The 19,731-nt window shown below is 34.7% G+C and carries 13 protein-coding genes; 8 read left to right on the top strand and 5 right to left on the bottom strand.

Features of this window, described 5'->3' with window-relative positions:
* Positions 1-4: 4 nt before the first annotated feature.
* On the top strand, positions 5-685 hold the full coding sequence (locus tag AC6CH4_RS13500) for a GNAT family N-acetyltransferase (RefSeq protein WP_498103715.1): 681 nt from the start codon (positions 5-7) through the stop codon (positions 683-685).
* A 168-nt stretch (positions 686-853) separates the two neighbouring features.
* Complete coding sequence (abc-f, locus tag AC6CH4_RS13495; protein ID WP_498103713.1) at positions 854-2,449, top strand: ribosomal protection-like ABC-F family protein; 1,596 nt, start codon at positions 854-856, stop codon at positions 2,447-2,449.
* Between the two features lie 137 nt (positions 2,450-2,586).
* On the opposite strand, the gene AC6CH4_RS13490 is transcribed toward abc-f, so the two are convergent.
* Positions 2,587-4,122, bottom strand: a complete 1,536-nt coding sequence (locus AC6CH4_RS13490; RefSeq protein ID WP_498103711.1) for a YifB family Mg chelatase-like AAA ATPase — start codon at positions 4,120-4,122, stop codon at positions 2,587-2,589.
* 197 nt (positions 4,123-4,319) lie between these two features.
* Between AC6CH4_RS13490 and AC6CH4_RS13485 the strand changes: the two genes are divergently transcribed.
* Positions 4,320-5,519 (top strand): ankyrin repeat domain-containing protein, encoded by a 1,200-nt coding sequence (locus tag AC6CH4_RS13485; protein ID WP_498103709.1) that lies wholly within the window; start codon positions 4,320-4,322, stop codon positions 5,517-5,519.
* Between the two features lie 19 nt (positions 5,520-5,538).
* On the opposite strand, the gene AC6CH4_RS13480 is transcribed toward AC6CH4_RS13485, so the two are convergent.
* A complete protein-coding gene (locus AC6CH4_RS13480) occupies positions 5,539-6,516 on the bottom strand; it encodes a Gfo/Idh/MocA family protein (protein ID WP_498103707.1) in 978 nt (325 codons plus the stop codon).
* Between the two features lie 130 nt (positions 6,517-6,646).
* Here AC6CH4_RS13480 and AC6CH4_RS13475 point away from each other — a divergent pair, with 130 nt between their 5' ends.
* The 3 genes from AC6CH4_RS13475 to AC6CH4_RS13465 all read left to right on the top strand — a co-directional run bounded on the left by AC6CH4_RS13475 (position 6,647) and on the right by AC6CH4_RS13465 (position 12,645).
* A complete protein-coding gene (locus AC6CH4_RS13475; protein ID WP_498103705.1) occupies positions 6,647-9,646 on the top strand; it encodes an amidohydrolase family protein in 3,000 nt (999 codons plus the stop codon).
* A 37-nt stretch (positions 9,647-9,683) separates the two neighbouring features.
* A complete protein-coding gene (locus tag AC6CH4_RS13470; RefSeq protein ID WP_498103703.1) occupies positions 9,684-10,991 on the top strand; it encodes an amidohydrolase family protein in 1,308 nt (435 codons plus the stop codon).
* A gap of 337 nt (positions 10,992-11,328) precedes the next feature.
* On the top strand, positions 11,329-12,645 hold the full coding sequence (locus tag AC6CH4_RS13465) for an ammonium transporter (protein WP_498103701.1): 1,317 nt from the start codon (positions 11,329-11,331) through the stop codon (positions 12,643-12,645).
* Positions 12,646-12,799: 154 nt separating this feature from the next.
* Here the strand turns inward: AC6CH4_RS13465 and AC6CH4_RS13460 are convergent, their stop codons facing one another.
* From AC6CH4_RS13460 to AC6CH4_RS13450, 3 genes are all read right to left on the bottom strand, one after another.
* Positions 12,800-14,896: a protein-disulfide reductase DsbD family protein gene (locus tag AC6CH4_RS13460; RefSeq protein ID WP_498103699.1), complete on the bottom strand. Its 2,097-nt coding sequence runs from the start codon at positions 14,894-14,896 to the stop codon at positions 12,800-12,802.
* Positions 14,896-16,206 carry a tRNA lysidine(34) synthetase TilS gene (gene tilS / locus AC6CH4_RS13455; protein WP_498103697.1) on the bottom strand — a complete coding sequence of 437 codons (1,311 nt, stop codon included), beginning with the start codon at positions 16,204-16,206 and terminating at the stop codon, positions 14,896-14,898. Before tilS ends, AC6CH4_RS13460 begins: the two co-directional genes overlap by 1 nt.
* 418 nt (positions 16,207-16,624) lie before the next feature.
* Entirely contained in the window at positions 16,625-17,923 is a 1,299-nt protein-coding gene (locus tag AC6CH4_RS13450) for an anthranilate synthase component I family protein (protein WP_498103695.1), read from the bottom strand.
* Positions 17,924-18,214: 291 nt separating this feature from the next.
* Here AC6CH4_RS13450 and AC6CH4_RS13445 point away from each other — a divergent pair, with 291 nt between their 5' ends.
* Both AC6CH4_RS13445 and AC6CH4_RS13440 read left to right on the top strand, forming a co-directional pair.
* The gene (locus AC6CH4_RS13445) at positions 18,215-19,108 is read left to right on the top strand and encodes a DUF4349 domain-containing protein (RefSeq protein ID WP_498103693.1); all 894 of its coding nucleotides are present in this window, start codon (positions 18,215-18,217) and stop codon (positions 19,106-19,108) included.
* A gap of 209 nt (positions 19,109-19,317) precedes the next feature.
* Entirely contained in the window at positions 19,318-19,692 is a 375-nt protein-coding gene (locus AC6CH4_RS13440) for a DoxX family membrane protein (protein ID WP_498103691.1), read from the top strand.
* Positions 19,693-19,731: the final 39 nt, after the last annotated feature.

Below are 19,731 nucleotides of genomic sequence, written 5' to 3'. Positions count from 1 at the left end.
TACGATGACAACCCTAGAAGAAAATAAATTAGACAATCCGGTTTGGTATTCGTTATCAGAAAACCATCAGGAATTTGCTGTTGATTATGGGAATACTAAGTTTTATAATCCGGATTATTGTCCGTTTGGAAGCTTTACCCATTTTGAAAATACGTCCATCGCAACCAAAGAATATTCGGCCTTAATCGATAATTTCTTTATTGTTGGTGAAAAGCCTGAAATAGCTGAGACTTTGAAAATTGCAAAAGAATTGGTTTGTCTTCAAATGGTTATCAATGAAAAAATTCAACTTCCAGTAGAATCCGAGATCGTTAAGTTAACCGAAGACCATAACGAAATTTTATGTGATTTGGTTAATTTAGTACAACCTGGTTACTTTAAAAACAAAACTATGATGCTTGGAGATTATTACGGAATTTTCAAAGACAACATGTTAATCGCTATTACAGGCGAGCGTATGAAAATGAATGCTTTTACCGAACTAAGCGCGATCATTACACATCCTGACCATACCGGAAAAGGGTATGCAAAACAATTAATTACACATGTTGCAAACATTATTTTTGATCAGGGTAAAATTCCGTTTTTGCATGTTGCAGAATATAATACCGGGGCTATTGCATTGTACGAGAAACTAGGTTTTACTACCAGGCGTAAAATAAGTTTTTGGAATATTATCAAATAAAATGTGCCGCTTCATTTTTAAGCAATGAAATAGAGTTAAAAAATATTTTTATCTTTGCAGCCACAAACCAATTAGAAAATTCCATGTGAAATAAAATTTCTTTCAGACAATTATAAAGGCAGCTGCAAAACAGTATGCTTATTTGTTTATTCCCAAAAGAAAGAAATTATGCTTATTTTACAAAACATTTCATATCTACATACGAATAGAGATTTGCTATTCGACAAAATTACGTTTACTGCTAATCAGCAGGATAAAATTGCCTTGATTGGTAACAACGGCGTTGGAAAATCGATACTTTTAAAAATTATTGCCGGCGAATTACAGCCTTCTGAAGGCTGGATGAAAGCCGATGCAAAACCCTATTATGTACCACAGATTTTCGGGCAATTTAATCATTTTACCATTGGACAAGCTTTGCAAGTTGAAAACAAGCTTAATGCGCTCAAAGAAATTTTGAACGGAGATGTAACCGAAGAAAATCTGGAAATTCTGAACGATGACTGGACCATTGAAGAGCGTTGCAATGAAGCATTAGAATATTGGCAATTAACTGATTTAGATTTATCACAAAAGCTGGAAACTTTAAGTGGCGGACAAAAAACAAAAGTTTTTCTTGCCGGAATTTCTATTCAACAACCTGAGCTTATTTTACTCGATGAACCAAGTAATCATCTGGATCTTGAAGCCAGAAAATTATTGTATCATTTCATTCAAAACACTTCGGCCACTTTGATTATTGTAAGCCATGATCGAAAATTATTGAATCTTTTGAAAACGGTTTACGAATTAAGTAAACATGGTATTACCGTTTATGGAGGAAATTATGATTTTTATGCCCAACAAAAGCAAATAGAAAACAACGCCTTACAGCAAGATATTCAGAGTAAGGAAAAAGCGTTGCGAAAAGCCCGAGAAAAAGAACGCGAAACGATGGAACGCCAGCAAAAATTAGATACACGTGGAAAAAAGAAACAGGAAAAAGCAGGCGTTTCCCGAATCATGATGAATACTTTACGCAATAATGCTGAAAACAGCACTTCGAAAACGAAAAGTATGCATGCGGAAAAAATTGGCGGCATTTCAAAAGAATTACAAGAATTACGTTCTGATTTGCCTGAGATTGACAAAATGAAATTCGGTTTTAATAATGCTGATTTGCACAAAGGCAAAATACTTTTTACGGCTACTGCTATTAATTTCGGTTATGAAGAAGAATTGCTTTGGAAAGAGAATCTCAATTTTCAGATTCTGAGTGGTGATCGTATTGTTTTGAAAGGATCGAATGGTTCCGGAAAAACAACTTTAATCAAAATCATTACAGGGAAATTAGCTCCGACACAAGGTTCCGTTTACAAAGCTGAGGCTAAAATTGTTTATATCGATCAGGACTATTCCTTAATTGAAAATCAGCTTACACTTTATGAACAGGCTCAAAAATTCAATATTTCGGGTTTGCAGGAACATGATATCAGAATGCGGCTGAATCGCTTTTTGTTTTCACAAAATGAATTAGAAAAACCTTGCAGCGCTTTGAGTGGTGGTGAAAAAATGCGTTTGATGCTTTGTTGTTTGACAATAAATAATCAGGCACCGGATATTATTATTTTGGATGAACCCACTAATAATTTAGATATTCAAAATATTGAGATTCTTACGGCGGCGGTTAATGAATATCAGGGTACTTTGATTGTGGTTTCGCATGATGAAGTCTTTTTGGAACAAATTGATATTGGAGGTACTGTTGTGCTTTCTGGGCGTTGATTTAACCGCAAGGTTCGCAAGGGTATTACGCTAGGTTCGCTAAGCTTTGTGTATATTTTAATCTCGCAAAGACGCAAAGTCGCAAAGAAAACTTAAAAGAAAAACTTTGCGACTTTGCGTCTTTGCGAGATTTTTTTCTACCCTAGCCAGCCGTCGCGATCGAGGCTTCTGTATTGAATGGCTTCGGCTATGTGTTGGGAGATTATTGTTGGTGCGGCGTCTAAGTCGGCTATGGTGCGGGCTACTTTCAGTATTCTGTCGTAGGCTCTTGCGGAAAGGTTTAGACGTTCCATGGCGGTTTTTAGTAATTCTTTTGATTGTTCGTCAAGTGCACAATATTCACGAATTAATTTGCTGCTCATTTGGGCATTATAGTGTATGTTTTCGACTTCTTCGAATCGCTTGGTTTGAATTTCTCGGGCTGCGGTGACACGTTTTCTGATTTCGACACTGCTTTCGGCTTTTCGGTCATCGGCCAGTTTCTCGAACGGAACAGGAGTTACTTCTATATGAATGTCGATTCGGTCTAACAATGGTCCTGAAATTTTACTTAAATAACGTTGCATTTCATGCGGCGAAGAAGTATTGGGCATACTCGGATCATTAAAAAAACCACTCGGACTTGGGTTCATACTCGCCACCAACATAAAAGATGACGGATAAGTAACGGTGAATTTGGCTCGTGAAATCGTTACTTCACGATCTTCAAGCGGCTGACGCATTACTTCTAAAACATCGCGTTTGAATTCCGGTAATTCATCTAAAAACAAAACACCATTATGCGCCATTGAGATTTCGCCAGGCTGTGGATAACTTCCACCTCCTACTAAGGCCACATTTGAAATCGTGTGATGCGGGCTACGAAATGGCCGTTGATTCATCAAACCAACTTCCTTTAATTTTCCGGCAACACTATGAATTTTAGTGGTTTCAAGAGCTTCACGCAAGGTCATTGGCGGTAATATACTCGGAACTCTTTTCGCCAACATTGTTTTTCCTGCTCCGGGCGGACCAATCAAAATAATATTATGACCTCCGGCTGCAGCTATTTCCATACAACGCTTGATGCTTTCCTGTCCGCGAACATCAGAAAAATCAAATTCTGGGAAATCTAAGGTTTTATAAAACTCAGATCTTGTGTCAATAACTGTAGGTTGGAGATCCCCTTTTCCATTAAAAAAGTTAATTACTTCCTGCAAATTGGTAACGCCATAAACGTCTAAACCCGCAACAATTGCGGCTTCTTTTACATTTTGGATTGGGAGAAAAAATCCTTTGTAACCTTCTTCTTTAGCCTTTATAGCAATAGGCAATGCACCACGAATAGGCTGTAAACTTCCATCTAAAGAAAGTTCGCCCATAATAATATATTGTTCGATTTCGGGCGCTTTGATCTGATCTGAACCCACTAATATTCCCATTGCCAGAGGTAAATCGTAGGCAGAACCTTCTTTTCGAAGGTCGGCGGGTGCCATATTGATGGTTATTTTCTTTCCCGGTAAATTTAAGCCGTTGTTTTTGAGAGCGGCTGCAATTCTGAAACTGCTTTCCTTAATGGCACTATCCGGCAAACCAACTAAGTGTAAACCAATACCTTTGTCCATATGAACCTCTATTGTAATAGTGGTTGCTTCTACTCCAAAAACGGCACTTCCGTAAACTTTTACTAACATAATTAATCTTTATCAAAATGTAAAAGTATTTAATTAAGCAGAAAAAAACATAATTTTTGTAAATAATTTATTACTTAAATATATTATATTTTAAGATTTTACTTAAATATAGGTTTTAATAAATTCCACTCATAACTTGATTAATTTAGTATATTAGTTTTTTCAAAACCTAAATCTTATAATCAAAATCTAAAAACATGTCATTTTTTAAAAAGCTTTTCGGAAAAAACAAACCAGAGCAAAAACAAGAAGAACAAAAGATTGAAAACCAAGTTCAAGAACTAAAAGCAGTAGAACCAAAAAGAGAAGCGCAAAAAGAAGAATCGTCTGAAGAAACGGAATTATCCTGGATAGCAGCAGAGGAAAATCCCTGGGGACATCGACTGTTAGATTTACGTCCTTTTTCTCAAACCATGATTTCTACTTCAGAAAATCCACTAATGGCTACAAATGCCATTTCTTACGGTGGCGAAAGCGGTACTTCATTTTTTGGACAAAGACCTGAAAATAGCAAAACTATAGAAACCGATATTTCTATTAAAATTGATAAGGTACTGTATCCCGGAGTTTTATTTACTCCTGATACTATGGAACATAAATGGGCAATTTATTTTGACGGAGAATATGTAATTTTTATTCGTAGCTGGTTGAGAGAAGTTTTTGTAGTGGCCAAAACCATTCAAAAAGACAATCAACTTATAATAGAATCTATTACGGGAGAATTTACCAAGGATGAAAGTCCGGAATTTACAAAAGCTATTCTTAACTTTATCTTACTTAGTCATGCAATAGGAGAAATAATTCCTGCTCCTTTACCTTCTACATTTGAAAACGATACAGATCTAGCTGCTAAATGGGCATTTTCGACCTACGGAAATATGGCTCAATTTGGTGTGTTTAGTACTGATTTTTTACCTATTGCTGAATCTCCTTTGCGCACACATTCGTTGCTACATATTGCAGTTGCTCGTGGAGAAATTAACGAAATTGAAGAAGAATTTAAAAAAGGAACCAATTTAAATACCTTAGCCGGAGACGGATTAGCACCTTTACATTGGTCAGTAGCTTCACAAACTATCGATTCTATGGCGAAATTGTTGGAATTAGGTGCAGACCCAAATGGATTAACTCATGAAGGGGCAACGCCTATTATGAATGCGGTACAATCTAACAAAATGGATAAAGTACAATTGCTTCTTAAATCTGGTGCTCAAATTAATATTCAGGACGATCGAGGATTTACTGCGTTGCATAGAGCTGCGGAAAGAGGGCATATCGAAATAGTGAAATTTTTATTAGCAAACGGAGCAGACAAATCAATTTCTTCTCAGGGACATACAGCACTTTCACTTGCTACTATGACGAATCAAAATGAAATAGTTGAAATACTAAATTAAAATAACTACATAAATCGGATTAAACAAAACTTAATCCGATTTGTGTTTTAATTTCTTCTGTCATTTTACTCAAATCCAAACTATTCTGATGTGACCAAAGTTCGCTTTCAATCTGATTATTCCTAATACATTTATGACATTCGATTGCTTCATAAGCATACCCTTTTCCGAGGGTTGGAAAATTAAATACTTCTTCCTCATTATTTTTTACAATCGCATATCCGTCAGCCACAAACCAAGGTGTATTAAGTTGAATATGCCCTTGAGTTCCTCCTACAACAGCTTTCATATCAGATTCAGAATTTATTGAAGCATGTAAAATCGCCTGTGCCTTTTCGTAATGTAAAATCATTGAAGTCTGTAAATCGATTCCATTTTTGCTATAGATTGATTTCGCTATAATTTCTTTTGGAATTCCGAGCATTATATAAGAGAGAAATAAGGGATAAACGCCAATATCATACAAGGCTCCGCCACCAAGACTTTTATCGAAAAGCCTTCCTCCTTCTTTTTCATCTGCATAAAAATTAAAATCAGCTTTTACATAGTTTACGTCGCCAATAATTCCCTGATTTACTTTTTCTAAAACTTCTTTTACAGACGGAATAAAACGCGTCCAGAAAGCTTCCATAAAAAATTTATTATACTTTTTTGAAGCTTCAAGCATCTGAACCGCATCATTATAAGAAAGTGCCATTGGCTTTTCGCATAAAACATGTTTGCCATTTTCTAATGCTTTAATAGACAATTCGGCATGGGAATCGTGAGGTGTTGCGATATACACAATATCAATCTGATCATCGGCAAAAAGCGCTTCATACGAATCATATGCTTTTGGACAATTGTACTGGTCTGCAAAATCTCTTGCTTTTTCGATACTTCTTGAAGCTACTGCAACTAAATTAGCCTCTTCTATCAATATTAAATCGGCTGCAAATTGATTTGCTATATTTCCCAGACCAATAATTCCCCAATTTATCTTATTATTATTTCCCATAATGTCCATTTTACACTTCTAATCAAAAGGTTAACTTACAAGCTTACTAAAATAGAGAAAAAAGAGTAACAAAAACAAAACGGTTATAACATATATTTCATATTTTTAGCAAAAATTTACCCAATTACATATGAAAAAAGCCCTACTCCTACTTTTTTTGAGTGTTTTTTTAACAAAAACGTATGCTCAAGATTACTTCCCTGTTAATGAAAGTGTGCATAACAAAAGCAAAAATTACACTGTTTTTACTAATGCCACTATTTATGTTACTCCAACTCAAAAAATCGAAAAAGGAACTTTACTGATTCAGGACGGTAAAGTTGTTGCAGTTGGAACTGCTGTATCCATTCCGAAGAATGCTATTACTATAGATTTACAAGGAAAAACAATTTACCCGTCTTTTATTGATATTTATACCAGTTTTGGAATTGAAAAACCAAAAGCAAATATCACTCCGGGACGTAATCGTAACCCTTTGTATGACACCAAAAGAGTTGGTTATTATTGGAATGAAAGTGTTCGTCCGGAAATCAACGTTTACGAAACTTTTAAATATGATCAGCCAAAAGCGGATGAATTATTAAAAGCTGGTTTTGGTGTTGTTGGAACTCATATTCCAGACGGAATTGCGCAAGGAACCGGAGCTTTGGTCGCCCTGAACAATGAAGACAACAGCAAACAAATCATTGCAAATAAGTTAACCAATCATTTATCCTTCTCAAAAAGTGCCCTTACAAATCAGGCATATCCAAGCTCTTTGATGGGATCTATGGCTTTGTTACGCCAAATGTATCTGGACTTAGACTGGTACAAAAAAGGAAATTCTGAAACTAAAGATTTATCATTAGAAGCTTTGGCAAATAATGAAAAACTGGTTCAGATATTTACTTCTGAAGATAAATTAAACAGTTTAAGAGCTGCCAAAATTGCTAAAGAATTTGGCTTAAACTATATTTTAAAAGGAAGTGGAAATGAGTTTGAAAGAATTGAAGAAATTAAAGCAACTAACGCTAAATTCATTATTCCAATAAGTTTCCCTGAAGCTTACGATGTTTCAAATCCATATTTATCCAACCAAATCGAATTGGCAGATATGCGTTTCTGGAATCAGGCGCCAACAAACTTAAAAGTACTTTCTGATAACGGAATCGTATTTGCCCTGACGACAGACAAATTGAAAAAGATTGAAGATTTTAAACCAAATCTTCTAAAAGCTATAAAATTAGGTTTTGATAAAACAAAAGCTTTAGAGGCTTTAACTACAGTTCCGGCAGCTATTTTAGGAAAAAGCGACGAAATAGGTAGTTTGAAAGTGGGTACGTATGCCAACTTCATTATTACTTCAGGAGAAGTTTTTGACGAGAAAACGGTTCTATATGAGAACTGGGTACAGGGATCTAAATTTATCGTAAACGATCTTAGTGCCAAGGATATCCGTGGAAATTACGACTTAACAGTTGGAAAAGATATCTATAAATGGAAAATTGACGGAACTGCTGAGGCTCAAAAATCGGAAGTAACTACTGTTGATGCCAAAAAAGTAAAAAGTACTTTTTCTATCGCTAAAAATTGGATTTCATTGGTTATCAAATCTGCGGATACGATCAAATCTAATTATACACGTTTAACAGGATTCATCGAAAAAGCAGACGCCTTATCCGGAAAAGCAGTTTTATCAAACGGAGACGAATTGGTTTGGAGCGCTGTAAAAACGAGTCCGTTTGTGGCTGTAAAAGATACTTCTAAAGTAGAAAAACCGCTTCCAATTATGCCGGTAACGTATCCGAACGTTGCTTTTGGTGATACTAAAAAACAAACTGCCCAAACCTTATTATTTAAAAATGCTACAGTTTGGACGAATGAAAAAGATGGAATCCTAACAGAAACGGACGTTTTAATCAAAAACGGAAAAATTGCTGCTGTTGGTAAAAACCTTTCTGATGCCGGTGCAACTGTTATTGATGCTAAAGGAAAACACATTACGAGCGGAATTATCGATGAGCATTCTCATATTGCGATTTCTAAAGGAGTAAACGAAAGCGGTCATAACTCGACTGCCGAAGTTACGATTCAGGATGTTGTAAATTCTGAAGACATTAATATATACAGAGATTTAGCGGGAGGTGTTACTATTTCGCAATTATTACACGGATCTGCGAATCCAATTGGCGGTCGTTCTGCGATCGTAAAATGGAAATGGGGTTCTTCTGCAGATGAAATGTTATACAAAAACCAGCCTAAATTTATCAAATTTGCTTTGGGTGAAAACGTAAAACAAGCAAACTGGGGAATTGATAATCCAACCCGTTTTCCACAAACCAGAATGGGAGTTGAACAAGTTTTTACCGATTATTTTCAATTGGCTAAAGAATATGATGAAAGCTGGAAAAAATTCAACGTTGGTTCTAAAAAAGGAAAAGCGCCGCGTGTGGACTTAGAATTACAAACGCTTGCTGAGATTTTGAACAAAGAACGTTTTATTACTTGTCACTCTTATATAGAGTCTGAAATTTTAATGTTAATGAATGTTGCGGAGAAATTCAATTTCAGAGTAAACACTTTCACACACATTTTGGAAGGTTACAAAGTGGCTGACAAAATGAAAGAGCATGGTGTTGGAGCTTCAACTTTCTCTGATTGGTGGGCTTATAAATTTGAAGTAAATGATGCTATTCCGTTTAACGGACCAATAATGCACAATGCTGGATTAGTAGTTGCTTATAATTCTGATGATGCCGAAATGTCCCGCCGATTAAACCAGGAAGCTGCAAAAGCGGTGAAATACGGAAATATTTCTGAAGAAGATGCCTGGAAATTTGTAACCTTAAACCCTGCCAAACTTTTACATATCGATGATAAAGTAGGAAGTTTAAAAGTAGGTAAAGATGCCGATGTTGTCTTATGGAGCGACAATCCACTTTCTATTTATGCTAAAGCCGAAAAAACAATCATTGAAGGTGTTGTTTATTTTGATATAGAAAAAGATGCTCAAAAACAATTGGCCATTACTAAAGAAAGAAGTGAATTGATTGGACAAATGTTGCAGGAAAAGAATAAAGGAAACGGAACGCAACAACCAACCAGAAAAGAGAAAAAAGAATATCACTGTGATACTTTAGAGCAGTTATAAGAACTTTAGAAAATTCATAATGATAAAAAAAGATACTATGACACATAGAAACATATATAAATTGTTGTTGGTATTTTGTGCTTCTGTACAAATAAATGCACAGCAAATCCCTGCACCGAAACAAACTAAATCCGTTTTAATTTTAAATGCTACGGCGCATTTAGGTAACGGAACGGTTATTCAAAATAGTGCTATTGGGTTTAAAGACGGAAAACTTACTTTAGTAGCAGATGCCTCAACAATCAGACTTGCGGCGGGAGCTTATGATACTACTATCGATGCTACAGGAAAACACGTTTATCCCGGATTCATTGCAGCAAACTCTACTTTAGGTTTAGTAGAAATTGATGCCGTGAAATCATCAGTTGATGAGGAAGAAATTGGAACTTTTAATCCGAATGTGAGAAGTATTATTGCTTATAATTCGGAGTCGAAAGTTGTAGAAACAGTTCGTCCAAACGGTGTCTTGATGGCCCAGATTACGCCACGTGGAGGAAGAATTTCAGGAACATCATCTGTAGTACAATTAGATGCATGGAGCTGGAAAGATGCTATTTTGAAAGAAAATGACGGAATTCATCTTAATTTCCCATCAGGTTTTAAAAGATCAGGATCATGGTTTGAACCTGGAGTTATTGAAGCCAATAAAGATTATACTAAACAAGTAGAGGAAATAAACGCATTCCTTATAAACGCAAAAGCGTATAATCAAACTGCATCTAAAGAAAGAAACATTGTTTTAGAAGCTACAAAAGGATTGTTTGATGGTACACAAATTTTATATGTACATGCTGATGAAGAAAAGCAAATTGTAGATGCCATTCAGCTTGCGGCAGATCACCAAATCAAAAAAATTGTGATAGTGGGCGGATTTGAAGCTTACAAATCAGCTGATGTTTTGAAAAAATACAATGTTGGCGTTTTACTAAGACGTGTTCATGACATGCCAACAAGCGCTGATGAAGATGTAAACTTACCATACAAAATGGCAAAAATACTAACGGATAAAGGAATTGTTGTTGGGCTTGAAAACAGTGGAGATCATGAGCGTATGAGCGTTAGAAACCTGCCTTTCTTAGCAGGAACCTGTGCTGCTTTTGGCTTAGATAAGGAAGTCGCTTTACAATTAATAACTTCCAATACAGCAAAACTATTAGGTATTGATGCAAGCTGTGGAACTTTGGAAACGGGTAAAGATGCAACACTCTTTATTTCTGAAGGCGATGCACTAGACATGCGAACAAATAAACTGACTACTGCTTTCATTCAGGGTCGAACCATTAATTTAGACACTTTCCAAACCAAACTAAGCGACAAATTCAAAGCGAAGTACGGACAGAAATAATTTAAATTCTTTTATAAAAAAGGGCATCAATGAAAATTTCATTTGATGCCTTTTTTATTTAAAAATGAAATGATTCGACGATTTTTATAAATATTTAAACATAATAACTCTTAAAATTAGAATTATTTTCATTGTTTTTTGTTAACAAAGTAGAAAAAACTTACATGTTTGAGATTTCAGATTAATAAATTGTAAAATTTAAGTTCATTTTAACAAATACATGCAAAATATAGGGGGTTAAATTTAAAAATTAACAAAAGTTAAACATTAGACTCTATTTTTTATAGGGGTGTCGAATGATTTTATACTTTTATAAAAAATTTAAAACTAAATAACTATGCGAAAAATTATTTTAAGTGTGATTCTTATCACTATTTTGGTACTGACTTTTGTATCAAATTTCATCTTATCAGACAACCCAATTCCAGCAGAAGCTGTAAAGTTTGATACCGGAGATACAGCTTGGATGATCGTAGCAACTGCATTTGTATTGCTAATGACACCAGGTTTAGGATTTTTCTACGGAGGTATGGTAGGTAAGAAAAACGTTATCAGTACCATGCTTCAAAGTTTTATGGCAATGGTAATTGTTACTATTTTATGGGTTGTTGTTGCTTTTGGTTTAGCATTTGGTCCTACTATTGGAGGAATCATTGGAAATCCACTTCCAAATTTATTCTTTCAGGGTGTTGGTACAAATACTGCCTGGAGTCTTGCCCCTACAATTCCTTTTATGTTATTCGCATTATTTCAAGCAAAATTTGCCATCATTACACCAGCGTTAATTACAGGTGCTTTTGCAGAGCGTGTACGTTTCTGGGCTTATTTGTTATTCATGGTTTTGTTTATCTTATTTATATATTCACCATTAGCTCACATGACATGGCATCCTGATGGAGTTTTCTTCAAAATGGGAGTACTTGACTTCGCTGGAGGAACTGTAGTTCACATGAGCGCCGGATGGGCTGCATTAGCCGGAGCGATGTTCTTAGGAAAAAGAAAAGTTCAAAAAGTAAATCCTGCAAGAATTACTTACGTATTATTAGGAACTGGTTTATTATGGTTTGGATGGTTTGGTTTCAACGCAGGTTCTGCTTTAGGATCAAATGGTTTAGCTGTACAAGCTTTAGGAACTACTACTGTAGCTGCTGCTGCTGCTGCTATGGCATGGGTTTTCCTTGATAAGATATTAGGACACAAGTTATCTGCACTTGGAGCTTGTATTGGAGCTGTTGTAGGTCTTGTTGCTATTACTCCTGCTGCTGGTTTCGTAAGCATCCCTCACGGAATTTTCATTGGAGCTTTTGCTGCAATCGTAAGTAACTTGGTAGTAAGCAAATTCCCTAAAGGAAAAATTGATGATGCATTAGATGTATTTGCTTGTCACGGTGTTGGTGGTATGGTAGGTATGTTGTTAACTGGAGTTTTTGCTTCAAAAGCTATTAACCCTGTAGTTGGTGACAATCAAGGTTTGATTTTCGGAACTCCAACTTTGTTCATTAACCAATTAATAGCTTTAGTAGGTGTTTCTATCTTTGCTTTTGTTGGTTCTTACATTTTGTTCTTCGTTGTAAACAAAATTACTCCTCTAAGAGTTACTGAAGAAAAAGAAGAATTAGGATTAGATATCTCTCAACACGGAGAATATTTATAAAAATTTAATTTCCGATTTGCCCAATCATAAAAAAGCACTCTAAGTTTAAACTTAGAGTGCTTTTTGTTTTGAATTAACTTTCCCCATGAATTATTTTAGATTTTAGACTGTAGATTTTAAATTTCTACCCTCCTTATTCTATATTCTTTACTCTTTACTTAAAATTCGAAATCCCTGTTTTTAACCATACCAAATATTCTTCAACATCTACATAACTGATTGTTGGTTTTGAATTGTTTAAGTTCTTTCCTTCCAGATCAGTGATAATATATAGAGGTTGTGTATTTGTTTTGTATTTTGAAATCATAAAGTCGGTCCATTTATCGCCAACTGTTTCGATTTTATCACCTTTTGCAGTTACAAATTGCTCTTCTTTTGGTAATTCACGTTTATCATCTACATAAAGCGAAATCAAAACCACATCATTCTTTAAAATTGGCAATATTCTTTCATCAGACCAAACATTGTTTTCCATCTTTCTGCAGTTCACACATGCATAACCTGTAAAATCTAACATAATTGGTTTTTTGATTTCTTTGGCATATGCTAATCCCTCTTCGTAGTCATGAAACACCATAATACCATGTGGCCCTAATTCTGCTCCTTCAGGCAGTCCCTTTATTTCACCAGTACTAACATTTGAATTTGCTGAACCTCCAAATCCAAGAGGGCTTTCGCTATAGGTTTGTGGCGGTGGAAACGCACTGATTAATTTTAAAGGTGCTCCCCAAAGTCCCGGAATTAAATATATAGTAAAAGTCAACACTAATAATCCGAATGACAATCTTCCTACTGAAATATGATTGGTCGGACTATCATGCGGCAACGTAATTTTTCCGAAAAGATAAAATGCCAAAGTTCCAAAAATAGCAATCCAGATCGCTAAGAAAACTTCTCTTTCTAATAAATGCAATTGTAAAACCAAATCGGCATTGGATAAAAATTTGAAAGCTAAAGCCAGTTCTAAAAACCCTAAAACTACTTTTACTGTATTCAACCAACCACCAGATTTTGGTAATGAATTCAACCAACCCGGAAACATAGCAAACAACATAAATGGTAATGCCATCGCAGATGAAAATCCTAACATTCCAATAACCGGAGCGATTCCACCGTTTGAAGCGGCTTCAACTAATAAGGTACCAACAATTGGTCCTGTACAAGAAAAGGAAACAATTGCCAAAGCTAATGCCATAAACAATATTCCAACAATTCCACCTCTGTCTGCCTGTTGATCTGCTTTGTTTGCCCATGAATTTGGAAGCATAATTTCGAACGCACCCAAAAAGGATACAGCAAATACAATTAATAAAACAAAGAATATCAAATTAAACCAAACATCTGTAGACAAAGCATTCAAGGCATCGGCACCAAATATTTTAGTTACGATCAAACCTAAAATCACATAAATGGCAATAATTGCTAATCCGTAAATAACAGCATTTCGAATTCCTTTTGCTCTGCTTTTACTTTGTTTGGTAAAGAAACTTACCGTCATTGGAATCATTGGAAAAACGCAAGGAGTCAACAATGCCGCGAATCCAGATATAAAAGCAATAAAAAAGATTGACCACAAACTTCTTGTTGGAGCTAGCGCCGGAATTTCATCTTCATTTGCAGTTGTTACTTCTGCTTTAGCAGTTTCCGATTTAACATCTTTTGTTACAGTTGATAAAGTATCAATAGCAATTCCTGGTACTTTCGTGTCATCAGGTTTTGCTTCAGAAACTGTTGCCACCGCTTCCATTTTAAAAGATGTCGGAATCGCAATAGAGAATTTTTTGTTCGAATTGATACAAACCTCTTTACACACCTGAAAGTCAAAGTCAACATCAACAGTTTTTAAAGCTGGGTTTGTAATCGTGATTTCCTGTTCGATATGCGCTTTTCCCTCAAAGAATGTTTCGTTTACACCAAAGACATCGTTAAAGGCTGTTTTGGTTTTTCCTTCTTTGGCTTTTCCAACCAGATTGTAGTTTCCTTTTTGGTTTTTAAACACAATTTCTAACGGAAGCGGTCCTCCGTCCGGCGTAAATTGCGAATACATATGCCAGTCTTTTTCAATTGTTCCATCAAAAATTAAAACGGCATTTGTACCCGATTTTTTTTCAATTTTAGCCGTCCATTTTACTGGTTCTAAAATCTGAGCGTTACCTTTTGCAAAAGCAAAAATTAAAAATAACAAAAAAACAATGGTTTTATTCCAGACACTTTTTGAAGTTATCGTTTGATAGGATTGAGTAAAGTTCATTATTGTAGTTCTATTTTAAGTATTCTATTTGTGGTATTTTCTATTTTAAAACGTTCGTCCTGCCTAATTCCGATAACCCATACAATCTGATTATCTGAACACAAAATCCATGTTTTTTCCTTTTCAATCAGCGATAATTTTTCGTCTTTAAAAAGCTTGCTTACTTTTTTAGATTTTCCATTCATTCCAAACGGATGAAAAATATCGCCTTCATTCCATTTACGTAAAAGCAAAGGAAACTGGATTTTTTCGGCGTCAACAAAGATAGCTTTATTTGAATCTAATGTAATGTCGTCTACCTGACAAAGCCTCAATTTTAAGGGAAAATTAACGTCTTGATCGTCTTTGTTGATGTGATATTCGTCTTGTTCATCCTCTTCTGAAAGCGGACTTAAAATCAATGTATTTCTGTTTTTTAGCAATCTAAATTCTGAAGAAAACACTTGTTTTCCTGATTGTCCATCTACTAAATCATAAATATCATTCCACGCCAAAAAACCAAATTCATTTAACCATTGATATAAATACGATTTATAATTGGGTAATTTCTGAAGCTGATTTAAATCAAAATGAATATCCTCACCCACTTCTTTTGCAACCTGCTGATAAATCATAATGGAAGCGTCCTCAACCATTTCCTGAGATTCCTGCAAATACGATTGTGTTTTCTGGAAAGCATTCAAAAAGTTAGGATTGATTTCTTTCAGCATCGGAACTAAATCATGGCGAATTTTATTCCGAAGGTATTTATTGGATGCGTTACTGCTGTCTTCACGCCATTCAATATTATGTTCTTCTGCATATTTCAGGATTTCATCTCTCGAAAAAGGCAAAAGCGGACGGATAATTTTATCGTTCTGTTCCGGAATTCCTGTTAAGCCATCTAAACCGGTTCCGCGGGTTAAATTGATAATGAAAGTTTCCAGATTATCGTCAGCATGATGAGCCGTAAGAATATAATCAAATTTTTCGGTTTCCAAAAGTTCATAAAACCAGCTGTAACGCAGCTCACGTGCCGCAACCTGAGTTGATAGTTTATAGTCTTTTGCAAAAGCTTCGGTATCAAATTGAGTAGTAAAAAAAGGAATCTTGTTCTGATCACAATAGTCCTGAATAAAACTCTGATCACCAAAACTTTCTAATCCGCGCAGCTGGAAATTACAATGCAAAACGGCAATTTCATACGGTAATTGCTGCAACAAATGCAGTAAAACCATACTGTCCAAACCCCCGCTTACAGCCAGAAATAGTTTTTTATCTTCCAGAAACGGAAACCTCGAAACGATGTGATTTTGAAATTTTGAAAACATTTGATAAATGTAAAGAATTAAATTCTATCAATTTTTAAATGAAATGTTAAGTGGGTTGTTTTTTTTGCCACGAATTTCACGAATTTGCACTAATTATTTTTTACTCAGATTGAGCAGATTTATTTTTTTGCCACAGATTAAAAGATTTGCACAGATTTTTTTAATATAAATTTCACGAAGATTTAAAAAGATTTAAGCAGATTGACGCTGATTTATTTTTAATAAAAAATCTATTCAAATCTGCTTAAATCTGGAGAATCTGCGTGAAAGGAAATCCTTTTAATCCTTTAATCTGCGGCTATATTTTTTCTACCACAAATTTCACTAATTTTCACTAATTACATATGGTTTAATTATGCATTTTGCTAATAAAAAATTTGCGAAAATTTGTGAAATTTGTGGTTAACTTTTTAAAATTTTACCGCAACACTTCATGCATTGCCTTAGCTTTCAACAAACATTCTTCATATTCTTTTTCAGGGTCAGATTGTGCTGTAATGGCGCTTCCTACTGAAAAAGAAACGTATTGATTTTCCTGATTGTATAAGATGCTTCTGATGACCACATTAAAATCAAAATCGCCTTCGGGAGTAAAATAACCAACCGCACCACTGTACAAACCGCGTTTAGTTTCCTCTAAATTTTCTATAATTTTCATTACAGAAATCTTCGGAGCTCCTGTCATACTTCCCATTGGGAAAGTGGTTCTCAAAACATCTATCGGAGCATATTGAGCATCTAGTTTTGATGTTATCGTCGAAATCATTTGATGTACTTGCAGAAACGAATAGATTTTACAAAGTTCTGTAACTTCCACAGAACCTTTTTGTGCGGTATGCGACAAATCATTTCTGACTAAGTCGGTAATCATGATATTTTCAGCTCTTTCTTTTGAATCTGATTCCAAAAATTGTTTTGATTTTTCATCTTCAACTGGATCTGCAGACCGTTTTGAAGTTCCTTTTATCGGCTGAGAAATAATGGTTTCTCCAATTTTTTTCAAATAACGTTCCGGTGAAGCCGAAAGCAAATATTGTTTGTGATTTTTAAAGAAAACCGAAAACGGCGCCTTTGAAATTTCATTTAGTTTTAGGAATTTCTCCAACGGATTTATCACAGCATTTTCAGCATAAAATTCCATGCAGAAATTAGCTTCATACATATCACCAACATGAATATGCTCGAGCATTTTATTTACTTTTTCAACATATGAATCCTTTGAAATACGTTGCTCAATTTTTAAAGATGAAGCACTTTTGACTTTCGTCCCGACGCTTCGGGATTGACTTTCGACTATCTCATTAAAATCTTCTTCAACCTCATCATCACAAAGCAATAAATATCGAATTTCAAGCTGATTTTCTTTCAATAGGAATATTTTTTTTGGTTGAAAGAAAAATAAATCCGGAAAATCTAATCCATCAAAATTAGCCGATTTTAAAGTTTCGACATCATTTTTCAGATCATAAGTCAAATAACCAAAAAGCCAGTCTTTAGTGGTTTGCTGATATTGTTTTAAATCGTCAAAAGCGTTTTGGAAATCGGTTTTTAAAGAGGTAAAAGCATCTACAGCCAGCACACAATCAAAACTCGAATATTCTTGCGTATGCGAATTGCTGTCTAAAAAAACAACCTCACGAAATTGCTGTGACCATGTTAGAAGTTGTTCTTTAAACTGCTCTGGATTTGAAATAGGTTTATGAATGGAAACTCTCAAAAAAGTATAAATTTTAGACTTCAAAATTACGACAAAAAAAATCCTTCAATAAAATTATCCCGAAAAATTATTGGCACACTTTTTAGTATATCGAATTAGTGCTAATTATTAAAACTTTTCCTGCCATTTGATTAAAAAATTACTCACGAAAAAAATACCACAGATTGCACAGATTAACAAGATTAAAAAATCATTTAAATCCTATATCCCGATAGCTATCGGGAGTGGCAAAAAATAAAACTTACCTGAAAGACAGGCGAGTCCATTTATTAATCAAATTTTATAACCTTTATGAAAACAATTGCACAATTAGGTGTGACTACCCTAGTGATTATCGCATTACTATTTTCCTGCAAAAAAGCAGATTACGCTGCTGAAGAATCCGCAGATTACAAAGCCACAGCAGACAGCACGGCTGTTTCTTCAACAGCGGCTGTGGAGCCCAAAAACAGCAAACAGAAATTTATTCGAACCGCTGATATTAAATTCAAGGTTAAAAACGTCGTCAAATCTACTTATGCAATTGAAAATGCCGTGGCAAAATTTGGAGGTTTTGTTACTTACACCAATTTACAAAGTAATATTCACGATCAGATTAAAACTAAAATTAGTCAGGACAGCACACTGGAAACTACTAAGTTTTCAGTAGAAAATAATATTACAATTCGCGTTCCAAACACCCAACTTGACACGGTAATTAAAAGCATTGCGAAGCAAATTGATTTTCTGGATTTCAGAGTCATTAAAGCGGATGATGTTTCGTTGAAATTATTAGCCAACCAGCTTTCTCAAAAAAGAAGTGCCACAAATGAAAAAAGAGTTGAAAAAGCAATTGACACAAAAGGCAAAAAAATAAACGATATTATGGAAGCCGAAAATGCTTTGGCGAACCAAAAAGAAGCTAATGACAGTAAAACCATTGAAAATTTATCCATCCAGGATCAGGTTAATTTCAGCACCATTACTTTACAACTTTATCAAAACGAAACAATTAAACAAGATATAACGGCTGGTGAAAAAGACAGCGCCTATTACAAACCTAATTTAGGAATTCAAATTATCGATTCGTTAAAAACGGGCTGGTACATCTTGCAGTCCATTTTGGTTTTCCTGCTTAATCTTTGGCCTTTTATTTTAATCAGTTTAGGTGGATTTTTCCTTTATAAGAAATACGGCAAGAAATAAGAAAAGTGTTAATAAAATAGCAATATCATAATGAAAAAAGCGTTATATTTGATATAGCATTCAATTAATCCCAAAATAGGATTGTTTTGATTGTAAAATCCTCAATAAAGTGTCATTAAATATTAAATTTCATTTTTATTAGGACAAGTCACGTATACGATTTCCAGCAGATAACGATATTTTTTAACCTATTAAAAATCCTAAGTATTATGAAAATTGCTACAATTATTGTCCGTGTCTTAATTGGTCTTCTACTGCTTTTTGCATCGATCAGTTATTTTTTCCATCTAATGCCAGAACCAGAAACGACCGGAAATTTTAAAGCCTTTAATGTAGGTTTAATGGCTTCGACTTATTTAATGCCTTTAGCTAAATCAATCGAATTACTTTGTGGTATCGCATTTGTAACGGGACGTTATGTAACATTGGCTAATATTTTGATTTTGCCAATTACGGTAAATATTTTGTTTATCAATTATTTCCTTGCCCCGGAAGGTCTGCCAATTGCAGTGTTATTATTTCTGGCCAATTTATTTTTGATTTACAGATATTGGGATAATTATAAAAGTGTTTTTAGAGCATAATTCACTTTCATTTTAAAACAAATAAACCCGACAATTTCA

It is taken from the genome of Flavobacterium sp. GQ95, from assembly GCF_059758655.1.
The sequence above is the reverse complement of the archived record's forward strand: the minus strand, read 5'-3'. Positions and strand labels throughout refer to the sequence as shown.

Bases quoted from the DNA above. Each gene is read 5' to 3' on its own strand.
- AC6CH4_RS13500 (WP_498103715.1), top strand. From the start codon at position 5: ATGACAACCCTAGAAGAAAATAAATTAGACAATCCGGTTTGGTATTCG.
- abc-f (WP_498103713.1), top strand. From the start codon at position 854: ATGCTTATTTTACAAAACATTTCATATCTACATACGAATAGAGATTTG.
- AC6CH4_RS13490 (WP_498103711.1), bottom strand. From the start codon at position 4,122: ATGTTAGTAAAAGTTTACGGAAGTGCCGTTTTTGGAGTAGAAGCAACC.
- AC6CH4_RS13485 (WP_498103709.1), top strand. From the start codon at position 4,320: ATGTCATTTTTTAAAAAGCTTTTCGGAAAAAACAAACCAGAGCAAAAA.
- AC6CH4_RS13480 (WP_498103707.1), bottom strand. From the start codon at position 6,516: ATGGGAAATAATAATAAGATAAATTGGGGAATTATTGGTCTGGGAAAT.
- AC6CH4_RS13475 (WP_498103705.1), top strand. From the start codon at position 6,647: ATGAAAAAAGCCCTACTCCTACTTTTTTTGAGTGTTTTTTTAACAAAA.
- AC6CH4_RS13470 (WP_498103703.1), top strand. From the start codon at position 9,684: ATGACACATAGAAACATATATAAATTGTTGTTGGTATTTTGTGCTTCT.
- AC6CH4_RS13465 (WP_498103701.1), top strand. From the start codon at position 11,329: ATGCGAAAAATTATTTTAAGTGTGATTCTTATCACTATTTTGGTACTG.
- AC6CH4_RS13460 (WP_498103699.1), bottom strand. From the start codon at position 14,896: ATGAACTTTACTCAATCCTATCAAACGATAACTTCAAAAAGTGTCTGG.
- tilS (WP_498103697.1), bottom strand. From the start codon at position 16,206: ATGTTTTCAAAATTTCAAAATCACATCGTTTCGAGGTTTCCGTTTCTG.
- AC6CH4_RS13445 (WP_498103693.1), top strand. From the start codon at position 18,215: ATGAAAACAATTGCACAATTAGGTGTGACTACCCTAGTGATTATCGCA.
- AC6CH4_RS13440 (WP_498103691.1), top strand. From the start codon at position 19,318: ATGAAAATTGCTACAATTATTGTCCGTGTCTTAATTGGTCTTCTACTG.